We start from the raw sequence: 20,715 nt of genomic DNA on the forward strand, positions 1-20,715 counted from the left end.
CCGACTCTGCGTCCTTTCGCCCGGCAGCGAGCGGCACAAGCCAAGCCGGATGAAAGGTCCATTAAAGAATCGTTAGCGACGCTAGCTTGCGCGGAACTGGTGTCTCTGCGTCGCTTTTGGTGGCACAGCGCGCGTAGCCGGCGCGCCACGGAGCCCGCACCCGGTGGAAATACGCGCGGAGAAAACTTCCTTTTCTCCTTTTTTTACAATGCCTTGGCGATTTCCTCGCGGAAAACCTGTCCACCGCACCTCACCCTCCGCCATGCTGGACCGCATGGATTACGGTTCGGATGAATGGTTTGACCTGGAGATCGCGCAATACCGCGCCACGCTGTCGCGTATTGTGCGGACCCTGTGCATCAAGACCGGTCTGGATGTCGGCGGTGCCGACATGCTGCCGGAGTGCATCTGGCGGGCGGTCCTGCGGGTGCTCTATCCCGCCGAAAGCGCCACCCGTCGTCTGCTGGCGGTCGCCGCGCGCAACATCGCGGTCAAGCTGCACATCCGGCGGGCCAGACGCCGGCCGTTTGCCGGGATCGCGCCGGCAAAGGCCGATGCGCCCGCCGCTGCCGACGCAGATCTCGACCTGACCACGGTACCGGACAACGCCGCGCTCGACGTGCCGGCGTCGGTCGTGGCCTGCCTGATCGTGAAGGACAAAAGCCCCCGGCCGATGACCAACATCGTCTATCAGGGCAGGCAGGTGCCGGTCGGAAAGACACCGTGGGTGCCGAAGCCGCCGAAACCGGCGGTGCCTGCTGCGCCGTCGCTCAATCCGGCCTTCGCGCTGTTCGATCCGCCGATCGACTATGCGGCGATCTTCGCCCCGCCGCGGCCGCGGCGCAAAGCCGTGCCGCGCATCACCTTTTTCGGCAGCGACGCACCGCTGCCAACGGACCCGCCCAAACCATCGCCGCCGGTCGACGGGCTCGGCCGCACCCTGATCAATGCCGCTCATGTCTGCCGGCGCGTCCGCGCATTGAAGGCCGCGCTCGACGACCTGCCGGGCCACGCCGTTCGCTTTGCGCGCAGGAAGGCCCGATTGATGGCGGAACCCAATCCGTGCGCGGTCGAGGACGTGCCGGGAAACGCACCGGTTCCGCATCCCGAACCGATCACAAAGATCCAGATCCCGCTGCGCATCGGTCATCCGCCGGGCCGCCGGCGACGATCCGAAATCCCCATCGACGACATCCTGAAGGAATGCGACGCGCTCGCGCGTTATGCGCGGGCGCGTCGGTCCCCCGGCAACGGTGAGGAGCTTTCCGCTGCGCGGACGAAAAGCCAACGATTTGGCTTTTCGCGCGACGAACGCCCGTAGCCATAGCGAAGGGCCGAACGAGGCGCTTGAGGCCGGGGCAGAAAACCGCTCGCGCGCTAAAGCGCGCCACGACCATCGAGGCTCTTCAGAAGAAGAAAATGGGGGCTGCCGGCGAGCGGCGCCCCCATTCGGTGTCAGTCCGGTTGGACGATTACTGGAAGAGCGAGAGGATCGTCTGGGCGTTGCCGTTGGCGATCGAAAGCGCCTGAACGCCGAGCTGCTGCTGGACCTGCAGGGCCTGCAGCTTTGTCGATTCCTCTTCCATGTCGGCGTCGATCAGCTGGCCGATGCCCCGCGCCACCGCATCCATCAGATTGGATACGAAGTCGGACTGCATGTCGACGCGCTTCTTGGAGGCGCCCAGCGTGGACGCCGCGTCGGTCATGGACTGGAACGCGGTGTCGACATTGGAGATCATCTGGTCGATGTCCGTGTCGTCCACGTTGGTCGCGGTGATGTCGAGATTCGAGACCGATACGGTCACGGCGCCGGCGCCGGTGGTCGTGAAGTCGGTGTCGAGAATACCGCTACCGGCCGCATTGGCGTCGAACAGCGTGGTGGCGGTGATCGTGATGTCGATGGTCGACACCGAGACCGCGCCGCTGGTGTCGCGGCTGAAGGAAGAGACGATGCTCTTGGTGGCCGAATAGGTCGCTGCGGACGAATCGACCGACAGCCAGTTCTCGCCGCTGAAGGACGCGGAACTGGAGATCGATGTGAGCTGATTCTGAAGTTCGGAGATTTCCGACTGGATCTTGGCGCGGTCGACACCCGGCTCGCGGGCCGCAACCAGCTTCGACTTGATCTCGTCGACGACGTCGATGGCGCTGTTCAGCGCGGTATAGGCCACGTCCAGCTTGGCGCCGCCGAGGCCGAGCGCATCCTGCACGGTCGAAAGCGCGCTGTTGTCGGAGCGCATGGTCGTTGCGATCGACCAATAGGCGGCATTGTCCGCGGCTTCCGATACTGCGTAACCGGTCGAGATACGGTTCTGCGTCTGTTCAATCGTCTTCGTCGTGAACTGAAGAGACTTGAGGGCGGTCATTGCCGCTGTGTTCGTCATGATACTGGACATTATGTCCCCTTCCACTCGTGTAATAAGGGACATTCCGGGTCGACCGGTACAGTGGCTGGGCATCATGCCCTATCGTTCGATATCCACTGTGCTTGGCCAGCGGCTCGGCCAAGTTCAAAAGCCATTCGCCGGGTTTACGCGAATGCGAATTCGGTGCTTGCGATGCTGTTGCGGGTTCGGCGATCCACGTTGCAATGCGCAGGGCAACGCTCGAAGGCCGGTTATCGGTCGCCTTCGGGGATCGCCAAGGCCGACAGCGGCCACGCAGCATACACGGAATAACAGGCGGACATTGCATCGTCCGGACAGACGCGGCGGTCCTGGCCGCGTTTTACTCAAACGCCCGGATTCCTCACTATACGGAAAGCCGGGCCTTACCCTGTAAGGGAGGTAAATCGAATATGGTTAATAAAATGCAAAGCGGGCCGCAAACGCGGCCCGCCAAGGGAACTTGACCAATGAGTTTCCGGATTAACGGAACAGCGACAGGATCGACTGGGTGTTGCCGTTGGCGATCGACAGCGCCTGGATACCCAGCTGCTGCTGGACCTGCAGGGCCTGCAGCTTGGTTGATTCTTCTTCCATGTTGGCGTCGACAAGCTGTCCGATGCCGCGATCGATCGCGTTCATCAGGTTGCCGACAAAGTCGGACTGCATGTCGATGCGGCTCTTGGAGGAACCAAGGATGGACGCCGAGTCGGTCATGTTCTGGATCGCCGTGTCAACGTTGGAGATCATCTGGTCAATGTCCGTGTCGTCGATATTGGCGGCCGTGATGTCGAGGTTCGACACCGAAACCGTCACAGCGCCAGCGCCAGTGGTCGTGAACGTGGTATCGAGGATACCGCTGGCCGCAGCGTTGGCGTCAAACAGCTTGGTCGAGGTGATCGAGACGTCGATGGTCGACACCGAAACCGCACCGCTGCTCGAACGGTTGAAGGAGGCGACAACCGATTCGGTGGCCGAGAAGCCGGCCGCGCTGGAGTCGACCGACAGCCAGTTCTCGCCGGAGAACGAAGCCGAAGTCGTGATCGAGACGAGCTGGTTCTGCAGTTCGCCGATTTCCGACTGGATCTTGGAGCGGTCAACACCCGGCTCGCGAGCCGCGACCAGCTTGGACTTGATCTCGTCGACAACGTCGATGGCGCTGTTGAGACCGGTGTAGGCGACGTCGACCTTTGCAGCGCCGAGGCCGAGTGCGTCCTGAACTGTCGAAAGTGCGTTGTTGTCCGACCGCATGGTGGTCGCGATGGACCAGTAGGCCGCGTTGTCACTGGCTTCGGCGACTTCGAGGCCGGTGGAGATGCGGGCTTGCGTCGTCTCGATGCCTTTGTTGGTAGCCGACAGCGACTTAAGCGCGGTCATCGCCGAGACGTTGGTAATGATACTGGACATACTGTCCCCTTCCCAAATACTGACTATGGAGGGACATCCCGGATCAAGCCGGTACAGCGGCCGGGCATCATGCCCCTATCAAACTGATAGCCCCTGTGATCGCGGCGAAAGTATCGGTCAAAGTTTAAGAAAGGATTTCGGGGCCAAGCGCGCCATTGCGCGAGCCGAAACGTCAGCCGAAATGGTTTACGGTTTCTTTCCGGAGATCAGGCGACCGAGCGGACCAGGCTGCCGACCAGAATGTTCCAGCCGTCGATCATCACGAAGAAGAGGATCTTGAAAGGCAGGGAGACAACGGATGGCGGAAGCATCATCATGCCCATCGCCATGATGATCGTCGCCACGACGAGATCGATGACCAATAGCGGCAGGATGACCAGAAAGCCGATCTCGAAACCGCGGCGGATTTCCGAGATCATGAATGCCGGCACGATGACGCGAATATCCAGCGCGTCGCCCGTCCCGACTTCCTGACCCCTTTCGCGCGCGAGATCGGTGAACAACTGCAGGTCCTGGTCGCGGACATTGTCGAGCATGAAGGCGCGAAACGGAGTAACGATCCGGCCGAGCGCCTCTTCCTCGCTGATCTCCTGGTCGACCAGCGGCCGCACGCCATCCTGCCAGGCACGGTCGAACACCGGGGACATGACGTAGAACGTCATGAACAGGGCGAGGCTGACCATGACGATGTTGGCCGGCGTCGTCTGCAAGCCGATGCCGGCCCGCAGGATCGAGAACACGATGACGAAGCGCGTGAAGCTGGTCACCATCACCAGCAGGCCGGGGGCGACCGCCAGTATGGTCACCAGGCCGAAAAGCTGGACGATCAGCCCGGTCGTCTGGCCGGTCACCCCGTCGGGCAGGGAAAAGCCCGGCGATTCCTGGCCGAAGGCCGGCGATGCGACCAGAAGCAAGATCAGCAGCACCGGCAGTTTGAAGACGTCCAAACGCATTATTCGATAACCAGCGAGCGGATCAGCACCCGTTCGATCCGTCCCTCGCTGCGGACGCGCGCGCGATCCTCGAGATCCTCGACCAGATGCCGGTAGCCGCTGCCGCCGCGAAGGTTGTAGAGCCGCAACGTACGGACGAATGCGACGATGTCCTGGTGGACTTCCTGCGACAGCGTCTCGTCGGCGTCGCCGGTATAGACCAGTGCGACCTCGAGCCGGATCCACGCATCGGACGGATCGGCGAGGTTCGTCGTGATCGCCGGCACTTCGGCAACGACAGTTTTCTTGGGCGGATGGGCTTCCTTTTCCTCATGCGCATCCGTTTTGGATGCGTCCTTGTCCGGTGTCGCCTTCTTGGCCGGTGCGGCCTTGCCTTCGGCAGGCGCCGCGCTCGGTGCGACAGGCTGGAGAAATGCGGTGCCAACCCCAAAGCCGGCGCCGCCGGCGACCAGCGTGATCACCGCCAGCGGGATGACCATCGCCATCATCGACGGCTTTTTGGTCTCCTCGGAACTGGTCTCTATGGTCTGCGCCATCGCGAAAGCCGGCTCCGGATCAAATCGGCAAGTAGAGGTCGAGCGCCTGCTGGCCGTAAGGCGGCTGCTGCACCTCGGTTATGCGGCCCTTGCCGCCATAGGAGATGCGCGCCTCCGCGATGCGGTCGTAGGGCAAGGTGTTTTCCGGCCCGATATCGGAGGGTCGGACGATGCCGGAGAGCGTCAGCCTGCGCAGTTCGGCATTGACCCGCACCTCCTGAGACCCCTGCACGAGGAGGTTGCCGTTGGCCAGTTCATCGACGACGACGACCGCGATCGACAGGTCGATCGTCTCGGCACGCTGGGTCCCGCCGGATCCAGCGAAATCGGTCGACGAGTTCAGATCGCCGGCCATCGTGAAATCGCCTGATACCCCGCTGGAGGTGTTGATATTGCCGCCGAGCCCCAGCGACTTGGTCGCGGTGCGCGACCGGTCGCTCTGGTTGTCGACCTTCGCGCTGTCGTTGATGGCGATGTTGACGGTCAGGATATCGCCCCGGCCGACGGCGCGGTTGGCCGTGAACAGGCTCGCCGCGCGGTCGTTCCAGGTCGAGTATTTGTGGAATGCCGGACGATCCGGATAAAGCATCGGCTTGGTGGTCATCTGATCGGCGGCGAGCTCCGCGCCGACCGGCGACAGCCGCGGTTCGCGCCCGATCTCGCGCGGATGCACGCATCCTGCCAGGTTCAGCATCAGCACAATCAGCAAAAGCCGGCGCATCAGTTCACACCATCTGTTTTGTCGGCAGCGGCGGCCATGATCACGGTGACCATCGCCGCCTGCTCGGCCGACATTTCATTGAGGATCGTACCGGCGGCGCGGGGCTTCAGCTTGGTCAGCAGTGCGGCGGTGAGTTCGCTCGGCAGCTTTTCCATGCGTTGGGCGGCGGCGTCCGGACGCATCTTCGCATAGACCTCGACCAGCCCTTCATTGGCGGCCTCGGAAAACGCCTCGCGCTTCTGCGCCCACTCTTCCAGTTCGGAGCGCTTCTGCTCCAGCAGCATGATCTTGTCCTCGATCTCGCCGCGCAGCTTCTCCAGTTCCGCTTTCTGCACGGCATAGCGGCGTTCGCGCGCCGCCTCGGTGATGTTGGAACAGAAACGGCGAATGTCGTCGCTGTTGGCAGCCGGCGGCGGCTGGTCGAGCAACGAGGGCAGGCTTGTTTGCGCATGCAGCTTGCCGACCGGCAGGCAGAAGGCTGCGGCCATCGCCAGAAGTGCGGCGCGATATCGAAAACCGGCCCGGATCATTGCACGACAAGCTCCGCTTGCATTGCACCTGCGGTCTTGACGGCCTGGAGGATGGAAATGATGTCGCGCGGGCCGACGCCGAGCCGGTTGAGCCCCTCGACAAGACTCTGCAGATCGGTCCCGTCGACGGTGCCCAGCTGCGTGCCCTCTTCGGCAATATCGATAAAGGTGTTGGGTTCGATCGCCGTCTCGCCGCCGCGCGAAAACGGCAATGGCTGGACGACGGTCGGCGCTTCGGTCACCCGGACCGTCAAGGTGCCGTGACTGACCGCGACGCGCGAAATGCGCACATCGGCGCCGATGACGACCGTGCCGGTGCTTTCGTCGAGCACAACGCGCGCCGGCGAGTCGGTGACGACCCGGATGTTCTCGATCGAGGCGATGAAGCGGGTCGCCGAGACGTCCCTCGGCTTGCGGATCGCAATCGTGCGCGAATCGATTTCCTGGGCCGGGCGCATCCCGAAAGCCGATGCGCCGAAATTGTTGATCGCATCGGTGACCGTGATCGCGGTCGAGAAATCCGGATTGCGCAATTGCAGAGTCAGCGTCTGCTCTTCTTCAAAATAGGCTTCGATCTCGCGTTCGACGATGCCGCCGCCAGAGATGCGCCCGGTGGTCGGGTTGCCGCTCGCCACGCTTTCCGCCTCGCCCTGCGCCTGGAAGCCGGAAATCGAGACCGGCCCCTGCGCGACCGCATAGATCTCGCCGTTGGCGCCGCGCAAGGGCGTCATGATCAACTGCCCGCCGCCGAGCGAAGTGGCGTCGCCGAGCGATGAGACGCTGACATCGATACGGCTTCCCTGCCGTACGAATGCCGGCAGGTTCGCGGTCACGATCACGGCGGCGATGTTTTTCAGCCGCGCGCGGCCTTCCAGGGTGGCGACGCCGAGATTGTCGAGCATCGAACGCATCGACTGCTCGGTAAACGGCGCATTGCGCAGGCTGTCGCCGGAGCCGTTGAGCCCGACCACCAGACCGTAGCCGACGAGTTGGTTGTCGCGCGTGCTCTGGAGAACGGCGATATCCTTGACGCGCGACTGGGCGGCGGCCGGCTGCAGGCTCGTGCAAAGCGCCAGAAGCAGGACGAACAAGACCCTCATCGCACCGCCACCACGACCGTGCCGTCCGGCTGGACGATCCCGGCGACGGTTCGCCCGCTGGCGGAGTTGCGCACCCTGACCATCTCGCCGATGCCGGCATTCGTCAGGGCCACCGCATCCATCGCGATGACCAGCGCGCCGTGCCGGTAATAGACGATCGCCGCCTCGCCCGCTTCGATCGCATAGGCGTCGCGCACCGCGTCGGGTACGATCAGCCGGCGCGGCAGAATGGTGCGCGCAGCTATCTTGCCGACCAGATCGCCGGTATCGCGCAACACGACCAGACCATTGCGCAATGGCCGCCGCAGCCGGGTTTCGACGATCGCATCGGCGGGAACCACCTGGCCCGGATAGATGACCCGATTGACCGTAAGCACGACATCGGCGTCCTGCGCCGGCCAGGCGGCAGTGCTGAAACACAACAATGCCGGAACCAGGATCCCGGCAAGTATGCGCATCCAGCTCATGGGCTCTATCTCAATCCGGTTGCCACAACCGCGGCCATCTGGTCGGCCGCCTGGATGACTTTCGAGTTCATCTCGTAGCCGCGCTGCGCGGCGATCAGTTCGGTGATCTCCTTGACGGGATCGACATTCGAACCCTCGAGATAGCCTTGCTGGATGGTCGCGAAACCGGGATCGCCGGGCACGCCAACGATGGCCGCGCCAGAGGCTTCGGTTTCCGCAAACAGGTTGCTGCCCATCGGTTTCAGGCCGGCGTCATTGGCGAAGGTGGCCAGCGTCAACTGCCCGAGTTCCTGCAGTTCGATCTGATCCTCCAGACGGGCGAAGACCTGGCCCGACCGGTTGACGATCACCTCGACCGATCCTTCGGGAATGTTGATGGCCGGAGAGACCCTGTAGCCCTCCACCGTCACGAGTTCGCCGAGCGCATTGGTGTTGAAAGCGCCGGCGCGGGTGTAGACGGTTTCGCCGCCGGCCCCTTCCACCTGGAACCAGCCGCTGCCGGTCAGCGCCATGTCGAACCGGTTGCCGGTGCTGGTCAGCGCGCCCTGGATATGGACGTTGCGCACCGCTGCTGTGCGAACGCCGAGCCCGATATTGGCGCCCTCCGGGATCACATTCTGGTTGGCAAAGCTCGGCGTGCCGGCCTGGATATCGGCCTGGTAAAGCAGATCTGAGAACTCGGCGCGGGCGCGTTTGAACCCGGTGGTGTTCACGTTCGCGATGTTGTTGGCGATGACCTCGAGATTGGTCTGCTGGGCATTCATGCCCGTCGCGGCGATGGAAAGGGCCTTCATGGCGTGCTCCTTAAATCTGCATCCGGCTGACTTCGAGGAAAGCCGTGACGATCTTGTCACGGATGGCGACGGCAGCGCTGAGCGATTGCTCCGCGCTCATGACGGCATCGGTCACGTCACGAATGTCCGCCTCGCCGGTGATCCCGCGAAACGACATCTCCTCTGCGTGCCGGATATCGTTGACGGCATCGGCTGTGATCCCGCGCAACGCTTCCGCGAAGCTGGGCTCTTCGATGCGCGCGGCGCCGGACGTCGGCGCGCTTTCCACAGCGCCAATGCGGCTGGGGTCGATCGGGGCGATGGCGGCGATTGCGAACTCGTTTGCCATCAGCGTGACCTCATCAGTTCAATCGTCATGGAAATGAGTTCGCGCGCCTGCTTCAGAACTTCGAGATTGGCCTGGTAGGAGCGGTTGGCCTCGCGCATGTCGGCCATCTCCACCAGCATGTTGACGTTTGGAAGCTTCACAAAGCCGCTCTCGTCGGCGGCGGGATGCGAAGGATCGTGCACAACCGGAAAGTCGGCCCGGTCGCCTTCAATGGCTTCCACCATGACACGCTGCGCGTTGGTGGCGCGATCGAGTTCGGTGGCGAACATCACCAGCTTGCGTTGAAACGGATCGCCGCCCGGTATGGACGCGGTCGACTGCGAGTTGGCGACGTTTTCCGAGACGACGCGCAGCCTGGTCGACTCCGCGCTCAGACCGGATGCTGCAACCTTGATTGCGGTGGAGAGCGAATCCATTACGACGACTTCGCTGACATCAGGATCATGCGATGAAACGCCGAGACGATCGCCGTGTTCATCTCGAAGGAATGCTTGATCTCCGCGGATTTGACGAGTTCGCTTTCAACCGAAACGCTCTGGCCGGACGAGGTCAGGCCGCCGGTGACCGGCGCACCGCCGGTCGAAACGCCGAAATGATCGCCGCTCGTCGCGCCAAGCCGCACCGATGCCCCGGACAGGACTTCCTCGAAGGGCTGAACGTCCACCGACGTGTAGGCCGGCATATGCGCGTTGGCGATGTTGTTGGCGACCGCGGTCTGGCGCAGCGAAAGCCATTTCGCCTGGGTCGTCGCAAGGTGGAAAAGATTCACGGCTTCCATGGAGCACCCTCTCTCGCGAGCGACACTACCGGCCGTTTCTTGCGTGTGCCTTGTGAATGCCCCTGCGGGACGGCTTATCGCGCGTGGATGACGCGACCCGCCGAGGTGACGATGTACCATCGGCTGCCGTCATGCTCGATGCGCTCCAGAACCGTGCCATCGGGCAGCCGGTCCCTGTTGGAGATCAGATAGACCCCGTCACTGTCTCCGATCAGTGCGCGCCGGGCGTTGATCGAATAGACCGCAAACTTCCGTCCGTTGCCGGGAAATGGCTGGTCGAGGCCCGATGCAACCGTTTCATCGCGGTCGACACGCCCCGTGATTACCGGATCGAGACCAGGCAGCGCGTCGGATGCCGGGCTTCGGTCAAGCACGTCCGCCGGAAACAAAGGCCGGCCGCGCGATCGGACGGCAATGTCGTCGGCGGGAATGATGCCATCCCGGGAGAAGGTGATCTCGGGCGGGCCGTAGACATCCGGATTGAAGTAGACATGCCAGGGGAAGAGGGCGGCCGCCGTACCCAGGCACAGTCCGATCGCCGACAGCACATAGTCGATCGGCTTCATGTCCTTGAAATAGCCGCGGCGGTTAAGCCGTTCGAGCGTTTGCTTGATCATTTTTCAGGGATTCCGCGAGTTCGGCAAATGGGTCGGCGTTCGGCGGGCTGGCGGTGCGCTGGGTCAGCGCATCGTAGATCTTCGGGACGGCGATCACCGCCTGGTCGAGATCCCCATCCACTCCGGGCTGCCAGCCGCTCATCATGCGCAGGTCGCGCGTTTCCTCGTATAGCGAGATCATCGCGCGGATCTGGGACACCAACTGGCGTTGCTGATCCGTCCAGACCCGCTCGGCCAGACGCGAAACGGAGGCGAGCGGGTCGACCGCCGGATAGCGGCCGCGATTGGCGATCGACCGCTGCAGCACGAGATGGCCGTCGAGAATGCCGCGCAACGTGTCGGAGACCGGATCGTTGTGGTCATCGCCGTCGACCAGGACGGTGACGATGGCTGTGATCGATCCGCACCCCGCGCCGCCCGGGCCGGCGCGCTCCAGAAGGCGCGGCAGATCCGTGAAGACCGACGCGGGATAACCGCGCGAGACCGGCGGTTCGCCGACCGAGATCGCCACTTCGCGCAGCGCATGGGCATAGCGGGTCACCGAATCGAGCAGCAGCAGGACACGCTTGCCCCGGTCGCGGAACCATTCGGCGACCTCCATCGCGCAGGACGGCGCGCGGCGGCGCATCGTCGGGCTCTCGTCGCTGGTTGCGACCACGGCGATGGCCTTCTTCATGCCTTCCGCGCCGAGCGTGTCTTCCAGGAACTCCCGGACTTCGCGGGTCCGCTCGCCGACCAGCGATACAACGACGACATCGAACACATCGGCGCGCGCGAGCATGGCAAGCAGCGTCGACTTGCCGACGCCCGAGCCGGCGAAGATGCCGAAACGCTGGCCGATGCATAGCGGGGTAAAGATGTCGATCACCCGCACGCCGGTGCGAAACGGCTCGTCGATGCGCGCGCGCATCATGGCCGGGCGGCGCTGACGGCGCTTGCCGTATTGCGGTGCCGCGGCGAGCGGGCCGCGCCCGTCGACCGGTTCGCCCAGCGCATTGACGACCCGGCCCAGCCAGCGCTCGTCCGGCGAGGTGAGTGTCGGTCCGCGGTGGATCACCGTGTCGTTGATCGACAGCGCGTGGCCGTTTTCGCAGGGCGCGATCAGCACCCGGTCCGGCTCGATCTGCACGACCTCGCCGCGCGGCGGTGTCGCGTCCATGCCCAGCGACACGAAATCGCCAAGCTGGGCATAGGAGCCCATGCCCTCGGCGACGATCACATTGGGATGGATGGCGGCAACGGTGCCGCCGCGCGCCAGCGGCCGGTCATCGAAATCGGCTGCGTCAAGCAACTGGCTGAGCTGCGCGATCGCGTTCATCGGATCACATCGTGCTCAGTTCTTTGATGACCTGGTCGACCGAATCCTCGGACTGCTGCATGATCGCCGCTGCTGTCTCGAAGGCGCGCTGCACCTGAATCAGCTGGGTCATCTCGTAGAGCGCATCCACGTTGGATTCTTCGAGATGCCCCTGCACGACGCCAACATCGGCATTGTCGACGACCGGATCGGGTTCGCCGCCGACAATGATGCCCGAGTTCTCGAAGCGCTTGAAATCCGGAGCCGGCTCAAAGGCGAACAGCCCGATCGCGGCAACCTGGCGTCCGTTCTGGCGGATGAAGCCGTCCTGGCCAAGTTCCGGCGTGCCGCCGGCCGGATTGAGCACGATCGGCGCGCCGCCCGGATCGAGAACCGGATAGCCGCCGAGCGTAACGAGATCGCCATTGTCGACCATCGTGAAGCGGCCGTCGCGCGTGACCACGGTGCCGACCGGCGTCTGGATGCCGAACCACGCATTGCCGCGCACCGCGAAATCGAGCGGATTGCCGGTCTGCTGAAGGCCGCCCGAGCTGGTGTCGACATATTCGACGCCCTTCGACGCAAAGGAGACAGGCTCGCCATCGACCTCCTGCAACACCTCCTGAAACCGCACTTCCGCTGCCTTGAAGCCGGTCGTCTGGGCGTTGGCGATGTTCTGGGCGATGGTGTTGATCCGCATTTCGCGCGCAACCTGCGCGGAGATGCTGACATAAATTCCGTCTTCCATGGCAACTACCGTCTAAGCTGGGAAATCTGCAGCAGAAGATCCTGGCTGATGCCGACCTGGCCGGTGCCGCCAAACAGCCCGATCAGGCTGTTGGAGGCCTGATCGAGGCCCCGGTTCACATCCCATAGGGCGGCAAACCGGTTGAGCAATTCCGAAAGGGCGTCAGGATCGCGAAACGTTTCCAGATCGAGCCGATCGGAAATCATCTCGACCTGCTTGTCGATGTCGATGGTGGCGACCGCATCGGGGAGCCCGAGCGTGGTTCTCACCACCTGAGCGAGCGCCGGATCGGCGAGGATCTCGTAGAATGTGTCGATGCCCTCGGCCTTGCGTTCGAAATAGAGCGCCAGCCGCACGCCTTCATTGTCGGCGCCGGCCTGCTCCTCGAGCGTTTGGCGGACATATTTGTCGACCGTTCCCTGCTGCGTCTTGGTGAACGAGGTCGTCGCCGCATCGAAGCTCTTGAAATCGAACGTCTTGGCGAAGTCGGCGTAGCGGTTGTCGGTCAGCGAGTTGGCGAAGCTGTCGTCGCTGTCGATCCCCTCCTCAAGAACCTTGCGCATGAAAGCCTTGGCGTAGTTCATGTCTTCCAGGCCATGGGCTTTCATCGCAAAGCTGAACAGACGCGAATCGCCTAGAAAGTCATCGATCGATTTAACGTCACCGATGTTTTCCAAGTAGTACTCGACTTCGCGGGAGACGATGCTCTGTTCGGATACCCGTTGCAGGGTTGTGTCGAGGTCGCTGGCGGCAAGCCTGTAGGAAACGAGCGTGCTGGTTATCATCGGCCCTGCTCTTCAGTCGGATGCGGTCCTGCCTAACAGGGTCGCCTTGCGCGAGCCTGTCGACGTCCGGCCGAGCGGCCTGCCAGCCTCATGCAAGGTTTGCGCGATAGCGTCGCGGAAAACAGCGGGGTCTCATTGTGGGCGTTATCCTCGGATTGATTATCACCTTCGGGTGCGTGCTCGGCGGCTATATGGCGATGGGCGGCTACGTGAAGGTGCTCATCCAGCCCTTCGAACTTGTCATCATTGGCGGTGCCGCTTGCGGCATCTTCATCGTTGCCAATCCCTTCTCTGTCGTCAAAGACAGTTTCAAGGCGCTCGGTGAGGCAACCAAGAACTCGGTCCCCACCCGCGAAGAGTATCTGCAACTTCTCGGCCTGCTGCATCAGTTGCTGCGCGAACTGCGCACCAAGCCGCGCAACGAGGTGGAAAACCACATCGACAACTCCGACGAATCACCGATTTTCCAGGACTACCCGCTGATCCTGGCGAACAAGGATCTGACCAACTTCATCTGCGATTACTGCCGCCTGATCATCGTCGGCAACGCCCGCCCGCACGAGGTCGAGGCGCTGATGGAAGAAGAAATCGGGACAATCCGCTACGACAAGCTGAAGTCCTATCACGGCTTGCAGGGCATGGCCGACGGCTTGCCGGCGATGGGCATCGTGGCAGCCGTTCTCGGTGTGGTGAAAGCCATGGGTGCGATTGACCAAAGCCCGGAAGTGCTGGGTGGACTGATCGCCGCCGCGCTTGTCGGCACCTTCCTCGGCATCTTCCTGGCCTATGGGGTCGTCGGACCGCTGGCGACCAAGGTCAAAATCGTGCGCGAAAAGAACATGCGCCTCTACTTCGTCGCCAAGCAGACGCTGATCGCCTACATGAACGGATCGCTTCCACAGGTCGCCCTCGAGTTCGGACGCAAGACGATTTCGACTTACGATCGGCCGACCCTCGACGACGTGGAAAATGAAGCGATGGCGGCAGGCGAAGCAAAAGCCGCCTGACTATGACATCCGCACCGGCCATATCGCAGGAAACCAGGGAAGTCTTCGACCGCATTCTCGGTCGCAAGGGCGACAATGCACGCCTGGAGCCGGCCGTCTCCACGGTCGAGTCGGTGCTTGCAGAACGGCTCGAAGATGCCTTCCGCAAGGCGCAGTTCGAGGCATCGTTCGAGTTTGTCGCCAGCAAGGTTGGCAACACGGCCGGCCTGCTAGCCGCCGGAAGCGACAAGGCGGGCGTATTGATCGGCGATGATAGCGGGCCGGTCGCCTATCTTGTCCTGCCGTTCACGGCGATCAGCATTCTTGCGGACATGATGCTCGGCGGCGACCCCGACTTTGCCGCGGCCGAGGAGCCGAGGCCGCCGACCGCGCTGGAACAGCGACTTGCCGGCAAATTCTGCGAACTGGTCGGCGACGCCCTGAAGACCACTCTCGGCAGCGCCGAGCGCCCGGGCTTGCTGCGCATGGCGATGAGCGCCGACGAGATGCGCGAGGGTGCAGGCGACGACCCGGTTGTCGCCTTCGAGATGCACTACCGCTTCGGGCCGACGGAATCGGCGATCACGCTCGCGATCGCACATCATGCCCTACTCAAGATGGCACGTTTCGTGGCGCCGCGCGTTCGCCGGCCGCGCAGCGACCATCCGGCCGCGCAGCACAAGGGCGCGCTCGGCGTCAATGTTCGGATCATCGGGTCGGCCGGGATGCGCGACATGACGCTGTCCGACATCGCCGGCCTGCGCAGCGGAAGCGTGATCCCGCTGTCGGGCGGCGTCGATGACGGTTTCCGTCTGAAGGTGAAGGGCCGGCCGCTATATGAATGCAGCCTTGGCCGTCAGGGCGCGAACTTCGCACTCTATCTGCAGCGTCCGCACAAGGCGCTGGATGAAGTCCTCACGGGGATGGCGGCGGCGCAAAACGAGGAAGAAGACGATGAATAATCCGGAACTGGCGCCGCTGGGCGAACCCGGCGCGGGCGACGATGGCGGGCTTCCCAAACTCGGCGAGGATGGCGGGCTTCCGGATCTCGGCGGCGGGCTGGGCGATCTCGGCGGCGGCGCGGAGCTTCCGGGCCTCGGCGCCGACGGCGACCCGCTGGACGAGGCGATCGCCGAACTGCAGGGCGTGCTCGAACACGACCAGGCGATGGGGCCGCTCGACGGTGCAGGCCAAGGCGGACAGGAGCACGCCGGGCTGCATGATCTGGTCATGTCGCTGCCGGTACAGGTCGACGTGATCATCGGTGCGGCGGACATCCCGGTGTCCGACCTGATCGGCATGGAAACCGGCACCGTGGTCACGCTGAACCGCAAGATCGGCGAACCGGTCGACATCTGCGTCAACGGAACCAAGATCGCCACCGGCGAACTGGAAACGCTTGACGACGATCCATCGCAACTGGCGGTGCGCATCGTCTCGCTGGTCCAGTCTTAAGGTCGAACAAGGGTAGCCGGGTCGGAACAGGCAGATATGGCCAAGCGTTACAAACTCAGCAAACCGCAACGCGCCGCAGCCGTGCTGGTTGCGATGGGCAAGGGCCGGGCTTCGCAGCTGTTGAAATTTTTCAAGAGCGACGAACTGAAGGTCATGATCGACGCCGCGCAAACGCTGAAAAGCATCCCGCAGCCCGATCTCGAAGACCTGGTCATGGAGTTCGAAACCGATTTTGCCGCTGGCGCCGGCCTGATGGATTCCGCCGACACGATGGACAAGATCCTCAACGAGGCGCTGTCCGACGAGGAGATGTTCGCCCTGACCGGCACGGTGCCCGATGCGCCGGAAGCCGAAGAGACGGCGAGCATCTGGGAACTTGTCGCCAAGGTCGATCCGGATGAGCTGGCAGCGTTCTTCGACACCGAATCGCCGCAGCTCTGCGCCGTTGTGCTGTCGAGGCTCGAACCGGGCACGGTGGCTGCCATCCTGCAGCGACTCGATACGGAAAAACGCAAGAAGACAGTCGCCCGCCTGCTGTCGTCGAAGCCGGTGTCCGACGATATCGTCGCTGCCGTCGAGACACGCCTCGACGAAGCCTTCAAGCTGACCTCTACGCCATCGGGTTCCTCGGAAAACGAAACCCGTCTGGCGGAAGTCCTGCTGGAAATGGACAAGGACCTGTCCGACGACATCCTGGATTCGCTGGCGCCGATGGTCGGCGAAAAGAAGCTCTCCGGCGTCAAGTCGCGGCTGTTCCGCTTCGACGAGATTTCGACGCTGTCGAAAGAGGCGCGCACGATGATCTGCGACGGTCTTTCGAGCGAGGTGCTTACGACGGCGCTGCGCAACATAGACGACGAGGTCAAGGAAGCGGTGCTGTCGTCGATCGGACAACGCACTCGCCGGATGATCGAGTCGGAACTGTCCGACGGGCGCAGGGTGGGCGAAGCGGAGGTCAAGCAGGCCCGCAAATCGATCGCCGCACTCGCCCTTCGCCTTGCCTCGGAAGGCAAGATCGACCTGCCGATGGCAGCCTGACCCCTTACTGACGCTGGACGGACATGGCAGACGATCAGGACAAGGAAAGCAAAACCGAAGAAGCGTCCGAAAAGAAGATGAAGGACGCCATCGAGAAGGGCCAGACGCCATTCTCGAAGGAAACGCCCATTCTGTTTTCGCTTCTCGGGACGCTGTTTGTCATGTCGTTCTTCATGACAGACCGCATTGCCATCAGCGCCGAACAGCTGGCCAGCATGATGGACCAGTCGATTTCCTACAGCCTGCATGACAGCGGCGACATCTACTGGCTGGTGCAGCGTATCGTGTTCATTACCGGCGCCCTGACCCTGCCGCTTTTCGTCGTGCTGGTTCTGACCGGCATCGCCGGTTCGGCGGCGCAGAACGCCCCGGCCGTCGTGGTCGAGAGGATCAAGCCACAGCTGTCGCGGATATCGCTGGTCAAGGGCTGGCAGCGGATCTTCAGCGTCAAGGGATTGGCCGAGTTCGCCAAATCGGTGGCGAAAATCATCTTCGCCTCCATTCTCGTGGCGCTGGTGCTGCACGATCTGATTCCGCGCATGCTGGAAGGCATGTACAGCGATCTGACGACCTTCCTCTCGGTCGTTCGGAGCCTTATGATGAAGCTGTTCGGCGCGATTATCTTCGCGATGACCCTGATCGCTGCAGCCGACTGGTTCTGGACCCGATTCCAGTGGCGGGCCGACCTGCGCATGACGCGCCAGGAGGTCAAGGACGAGCTGAAACAGCAGCAAGGCGACCCGATCATCAAGGCGCGACAGCGGTCTGTGGCGCAGGACCGCGCCCGCAAACGGATGATGAACGAGGTTCCCAGCGCGTCGCTGGTGATCGCCAACCCGACCCACCTGTCGATTGCCCTGCGCTACGAACCCGGGCGCGATGCGGCGCCGGTGGTGGTTGCCAAGGGCCGGGACCTCATTGCCCTTCGGATCCGCGAAATCGCCGAGGAAAGCGGCGTGCCAGTATTCCAGAATGTCGAACTGGCGCGCGCGATGTACAAGAATGTGAATATCGACCAGATGATCCCGCCCGAGTTCTTCAAGGCTGTGGCCGAGTTGATCTCGATTATCCGGCGGCGTGCCAGGAAGAGTTGAAGAGCCCCATGCTAAAGCAAAACCTGACCGTTGAACTTGAATCCTTTGTCGGCGAAGCAATCTCGCACCTCGCCGCCGAATTGCGGCTTGTCGATCTTGCCGACTATGTCGCCTATCTGCGCATGAACCACATGTCATGCATCGCCGATATCGTGCGCGATGCTTCGGAACTGTTTTTCACGCCCGGCTACGTGCAGTTCGCCAATGACGGCGATTATGTCACCGAGTGGGGTTCGCAGCCGGAGGTCACGCTTATGCTGGTGCTGTGCGGACCACGCACGCGCACCCATGTGGCGTTGAAGCTGTGCGACGACCACGCAGAAGTGCGGCTTGGCTATATCGATCCGGTCAACGGGTTCGAGCGCCGCGATACGCACGGTGCGCTGCTGGCCGACGATATCGCCGACAACCTTCTTGACTACCGGCGCAGGCCGCTGCCGGCGGCCTCGTGGCTCGGCGAGCCGGGCACCGACTTGCCCGCGCCGGAAGCCTAGAGCGTGCCTGGCTAAATGTAGGTCGTCATCCGGTAACCCGGCGCGAAATAGAGCCGGGCATAGGTGACCGGAGCGCCGCGCAACCAGGTGATGCGCTCGGTGGTGAAGACCGGATCGCCGGGCGCCGCGTCGAGGAACTCGGCCGTTTCCGTGTCCGCCTTGGTCGCCGTGAAGCTCAGTTCCAGGTTGGTGAATGGCACCTTCCGGACGAGCCAGTCGTTCGGGCCGGACTGAACGAAATCCTCGTTCAACACCTCCGGCACGACATCGATGACGATCCATCGCACCTCGAGCTGGAACGGCGCATTGTCGGCATAGTGCATGCAGCGAATGTGCAGCACGTCCTGGCCGTGTGCGAGATCGAGGCGTGAGGCCAACCAGGACGGCGCGGCCTGCACTTGCCTCTTCACCAGCGAGTAGCGGTACTCGGCACCGGTCCCGGCGACTTCGTCGCGCACCAGCGGTATCGAGAAGCGGGCCTTTCGAACCGGCGCGTTGAGGATACGGGTTCCCGCCTTGCGCTTGCGGTCGAGAAAGCCCTCGTCGGCAAGCTCGCGCAGCGCCCGGTTCACCGTCGTGCGCGTGCTCGAAAACTCGACCGCCAGATCGGTCTCGCTGGGCAGAAGCGAATCCGGCTGCCAGATACCGTTTTGAATGCGATCCACGACAACCTGCTTGATGTCGCGATAGCTCTTGGTTTCCGGCGTTCTGGTCATGGGGCCTTCCAAGATTAAAGATAGAGATAACTCTCTTTTCTATTCACATAAGCGGGAGCCGTGAAGCGCGCAGACGAGCGCCGCCATTGCATCCGGCCGGGTCAGATGGCTTGCAGCAAATCCGACACGGCGGCCCTGTAACGCGCGATGATCGCGTCTCTGTGGATATGCCGTCCTGAAACCACCATGTGGCGGCCGGCGGACCATGTATCGGTGACGACATTGTCGGCGGCGGCAAAGCAAAGCCCGTCGAGCAACTGATCGTCGCGCAGTGCACAGAGGCTCGCATGGGTGCTGTCGATGGCCACCAGATCCGCCAGCTTGCCGATGGCGATTGCGCCGGCATCGCGCCCGAGCGCTCTCGCGCCGCCTTGCGCTGCGCCGGTGTAGAGAAACCGACCTGTCGAGCCCTCGCCCGCCACCAGGACATTGCGCGCCCGGTCGCGCAGGCGCTGCGAATACTCCAGCGTGCGCAGTTCCTCGCAGAGCGATATCCGCACATTGGAATCGGAGCCCACCCCGAAGGCGCCGCCATGCTCGATGAAGGACACGCCATTGAAGATGCCGTCGCCGAGATTGGCCTCGGTGACCGGACACAGCCCGGCGACCGCGCCGCTTTCCGCCATGGCGATGGTTTCAGCATCGGTCATGTGGGTGGCGTGGATCAGGCACCAGCGGGCGTCGACGTCGACATTGTCCAGGAGCCAGGCAACCGGGCGCTGACCGAGCTTCGCCTCGACATCGGCGACTTCACGGGTCTGTTCGGCAATGTGGATGTGAACCGGCCCTTCCGGCACCGCCGCCAGAAGACGCGCGAGATCAGCCGGCGCGGTGGCGCGCAGCGAATGCGGGGCGATGCCGACCCTTGCATCGGCCGGCAAGGCCCGAATACCGCTCCGGCAGGCATCGACCAGCGCCAGAAACCGGTCGACATCGTTGGCGAAACGCAACTGGCCACCTGAAAGCGGCTCTTGGTCGACGCCGCCATAGGTGTAGAGTACCGGCAGGTGGGTGAGCCCGATCCCGGTGCGGCCCGCCGCGACGACGATGCAATCGCTCAGCTCGGACAAAGCGTCATAGGGCTGGCCGCCCGGCTGGTGATGCACGTAATGAAACTCGCCGACCGATGCGTATCCGGCTTCCTGCATCTCCATGAACACCAGGGCGGCGATGGCTTCGAGCTGTTCGGGGCCAAGACGATCCAGAAACCGGTACATGAGGTCGCGCCAGGTCCAGAAGCTCTCCCGGCCGGCGGCGCGAAACTCGGTCATTCCGGCCATGGCGCGCTGAAACGCGTGGCTATGCAAATTGGCCAGCGCCGGCAACAGCGTGTCGACACGGCTATCGGAACCGCCAGCATCAACCCCGGACTCTACACGGTCGATCCGGCCATCGGCGCAGGTCAGGCGGACGTCACGCGCCCAGCCATTTTCGAGCAGAACCCGGCGGGCGTGGATGTTCATTTTCACACTCGTTTTGTGTAGACA

General features: G+C 63.1%; 25 protein-coding genes. 7 read left to right on the forward strand and 18 right to left on the reverse strand.

Features of this window, described 5'->3' with window-relative positions; all coding sequences use genetic code 11:
- Window positions 1-274: 274 nt before the first annotated feature.
- Complete coding sequence (locus tag ACO06R_RS01560) at window positions 275-1,321, forward strand: hypothetical protein (RefSeq protein ID WP_421855205.1); 1,047 nt, start codon at window positions 275-277, stop codon at window positions 1,319-1,321.
- A 151-nt stretch (window positions 1,322-1,472) separates the two neighbouring features.
- Here ACO06R_RS01560 and ACO06R_RS01565 read toward each other — a convergent pair whose 3' ends face one another.
- From ACO06R_RS01565 to ACO06R_RS01640, 16 genes are all read right to left on the reverse strand, one after another.
- Window positions 1,473-2,396: a flagellin gene (locus ACO06R_RS01565; protein ID WP_421855208.1), complete on the reverse strand. Its 924-nt coding sequence runs from the start codon at window positions 2,394-2,396 to the stop codon at window positions 1,473-1,475.
- 471 nt (window positions 2,397-2,867) lie between these two features.
- Entirely contained in the window at window positions 2,868-3,791 is a 924-nt protein-coding gene (locus ACO06R_RS01570; RefSeq protein WP_421855211.1) for a flagellin, read from the reverse strand.
- A gap of 206 nt (window positions 3,792-3,997) precedes the next feature.
- Window positions 3,998-4,744, reverse strand: a complete 747-nt coding sequence (fliP, locus tag ACO06R_RS01575; RefSeq protein ID WP_421855214.1) for a flagellar type III secretion system pore protein FliP — start codon at window positions 4,742-4,744, stop codon at window positions 3,998-4,000.
- Window positions 4,744-5,280: a flagellar basal body-associated FliL family protein gene (locus ACO06R_RS01580; RefSeq protein WP_421855217.1), complete on the reverse strand. Its 537-nt coding sequence runs from the start codon at window positions 5,278-5,280 to the stop codon at window positions 4,744-4,746. Before ACO06R_RS01580 ends, fliP begins: the two co-directional genes overlap by 1 nt.
- Window positions 5,281-5,299: 19 nt before the next feature.
- Entirely contained in the window at window positions 5,300-6,004 is a 705-nt protein-coding gene (gene flgH / locus ACO06R_RS01585; RefSeq protein WP_421859155.1) for a flagellar basal body L-ring protein FlgH, read from the reverse strand.
- Complete coding sequence (locus ACO06R_RS01590) at window positions 6,001-6,531, reverse strand: MotE family protein (protein ID WP_421855220.1); 531 nt, start codon at window positions 6,529-6,531, stop codon at window positions 6,001-6,003. Before ACO06R_RS01590 ends, flgH begins: the two co-directional genes overlap by 4 nt.
- Window positions 6,528-7,631, reverse strand: a complete 1,104-nt coding sequence (locus ACO06R_RS01595; RefSeq protein ID WP_421855223.1) for a flagellar basal body P-ring protein FlgI — start codon at window positions 7,629-7,631, stop codon at window positions 6,528-6,530. Before ACO06R_RS01595 ends, ACO06R_RS01590 begins: the two co-directional genes overlap by 4 nt.
- Window positions 7,628-8,098 carry a flagellar basal body P-ring formation chaperone FlgA gene (gene flgA / locus ACO06R_RS01600; protein WP_421855226.1) on the reverse strand — a complete coding sequence of 157 codons (471 nt, stop codon included), beginning with the start codon at window positions 8,096-8,098 and terminating at the stop codon, window positions 7,628-7,630. Before flgA ends, ACO06R_RS01595 begins: the two co-directional genes overlap by 4 nt.
- A gap of 5 nt (window positions 8,099-8,103) precedes the next feature.
- A complete protein-coding gene (gene flgG, locus ACO06R_RS01605) occupies window positions 8,104-8,892 on the reverse strand; it encodes a flagellar basal-body rod protein FlgG (protein ID WP_421855229.1) in 789 nt (262 codons plus the stop codon).
- Window positions 8,893-8,902: 10 nt separating this feature from the next.
- The gene (locus ACO06R_RS01610; protein ID WP_421855232.1) at window positions 8,903-9,220 is read right to left on the reverse strand and encodes a flagellar hook-basal body complex protein FliE; all 318 of its coding nucleotides are present in this window, start codon (window positions 9,218-9,220) and stop codon (window positions 8,903-8,905) included.
- The gene (gene flgC, locus ACO06R_RS01615) at window positions 9,220-9,636 is read right to left on the reverse strand and encodes a flagellar basal body rod protein FlgC (RefSeq protein ID WP_421855235.1); all 417 of its coding nucleotides are present in this window, start codon (window positions 9,634-9,636) and stop codon (window positions 9,220-9,222) included. The genes ACO06R_RS01610 and flgC overlap by 1 nt, the downstream gene beginning before the upstream one ends.
- The gene (gene flgB / locus ACO06R_RS01620; protein WP_421855238.1) at window positions 9,636-9,998 is read right to left on the reverse strand and encodes a flagellar basal body rod protein FlgB; all 363 of its coding nucleotides are present in this window, start codon (window positions 9,996-9,998) and stop codon (window positions 9,636-9,638) included. Before flgB ends, flgC begins: the two co-directional genes overlap by 1 nt.
- 74 nt (window positions 9,999-10,072) lie before the next feature.
- On the reverse strand, window positions 10,073-10,615 hold the full coding sequence (locus ACO06R_RS01625) for a hypothetical protein (protein WP_421855241.1): 543 nt from the start codon (window positions 10,613-10,615) through the stop codon (window positions 10,073-10,075).
- Window positions 10,587-11,933 carry a FliI/YscN family ATPase gene (locus ACO06R_RS01630; RefSeq protein WP_421855244.1) on the reverse strand — a complete coding sequence of 449 codons (1,347 nt, stop codon included), beginning with the start codon at window positions 11,931-11,933 and terminating at the stop codon, window positions 10,587-10,589. Before ACO06R_RS01630 ends, ACO06R_RS01625 begins: the two co-directional genes overlap by 29 nt.
- Window positions 11,934-11,937: 4 nt before the next feature.
- Window positions 11,938-12,660 carry a flagellar basal-body rod protein FlgF gene (flgF, locus tag ACO06R_RS01635; protein WP_421855247.1) on the reverse strand — a complete coding sequence of 241 codons (723 nt, stop codon included), beginning with the start codon at window positions 12,658-12,660 and terminating at the stop codon, window positions 11,938-11,940.
- Between the two features lie 5 nt (window positions 12,661-12,665).
- Window positions 12,666-13,445, reverse strand: coding sequence for a DUF1217 domain-containing protein (locus ACO06R_RS01640; protein WP_421855250.1), 780 nt, complete (start codon window positions 13,443-13,445; stop codon window positions 12,666-12,668).
- 137 nt (window positions 13,446-13,582) lie between these two features.
- Here ACO06R_RS01640 and motA point away from each other — a divergent pair, with 137 nt between their 5' ends.
- The 6 genes from motA (at window position 13,583) to ACO06R_RS01670 (ending at window position 18,512) form a co-directional block, all read left to right on the forward strand.
- Window positions 13,583-14,452: a flagellar motor stator protein MotA gene (motA, locus tag ACO06R_RS01645; protein ID WP_421855253.1), complete on the forward strand. Its 870-nt coding sequence runs from the start codon at window positions 13,583-13,585 to the stop codon at window positions 14,450-14,452.
- A gap of 2 nt (window positions 14,453-14,454) precedes the next feature.
- A complete protein-coding gene (locus tag ACO06R_RS01650) occupies window positions 14,455-15,393 on the forward strand; it encodes a FliM/FliN family flagellar motor switch protein (RefSeq protein WP_421855256.1) in 939 nt (312 codons plus the stop codon).
- A complete protein-coding gene (locus ACO06R_RS01655) occupies window positions 15,386-15,886 on the forward strand; it encodes a FliM/FliN family flagellar motor switch protein (RefSeq protein ID WP_421855259.1) in 501 nt (166 codons plus the stop codon). The genes ACO06R_RS01650 and ACO06R_RS01655 overlap by 8 nt, the downstream gene beginning before the upstream one ends.
- A 36-nt stretch (window positions 15,887-15,922) precedes the next feature.
- Window positions 15,923-16,924: a FliG C-terminal domain-containing protein gene (locus ACO06R_RS01660; protein WP_421855262.1), complete on the forward strand. Its 1,002-nt coding sequence runs from the start codon at window positions 15,923-15,925 to the stop codon at window positions 16,922-16,924.
- A gap of 77 nt (window positions 16,925-17,001) precedes the next feature.
- Complete coding sequence (flhB, locus tag ACO06R_RS01665; protein ID WP_421859158.1) at window positions 17,002-18,018, forward strand: flagellar type III secretion system protein FlhB; 1,017 nt, start codon at window positions 17,002-17,004, stop codon at window positions 18,016-18,018.
- Window positions 18,019-18,026: 8 nt separating this feature from the next.
- Window positions 18,027-18,512: a hypothetical protein gene (locus tag ACO06R_RS01670; protein WP_421855265.1), complete on the forward strand. Its 486-nt coding sequence runs from the start codon at window positions 18,027-18,029 to the stop codon at window positions 18,510-18,512.
- 11 nt (window positions 18,513-18,523) lie between these two features.
- On the opposite strand, the gene ACO06R_RS01675 is transcribed toward ACO06R_RS01670, so the two are convergent.
- Entirely contained in the window at window positions 18,524-19,228 is a 705-nt protein-coding gene (locus ACO06R_RS01675) for a UTRA domain-containing protein (RefSeq protein ID WP_421855268.1), read from the reverse strand.
- Window positions 19,229-19,329: 101 nt separating this feature from the next.
- Window positions 19,330-20,691: a formimidoylglutamate deiminase gene (locus ACO06R_RS01680; RefSeq protein WP_421855271.1), complete on the reverse strand. Its 1,362-nt coding sequence runs from the start codon at window positions 20,689-20,691 to the stop codon at window positions 19,330-19,332.
- Window positions 20,692-20,715: the final 24 nt, after the last annotated feature.

Origin of the sequence: Oricola sp., assembly GCF_965230365.1 — a bacterium.
Lineage (GTDB): Bacteria > Pseudomonadota > Alphaproteobacteria > Rhizobiales > Rhizobiaceae > Oricola.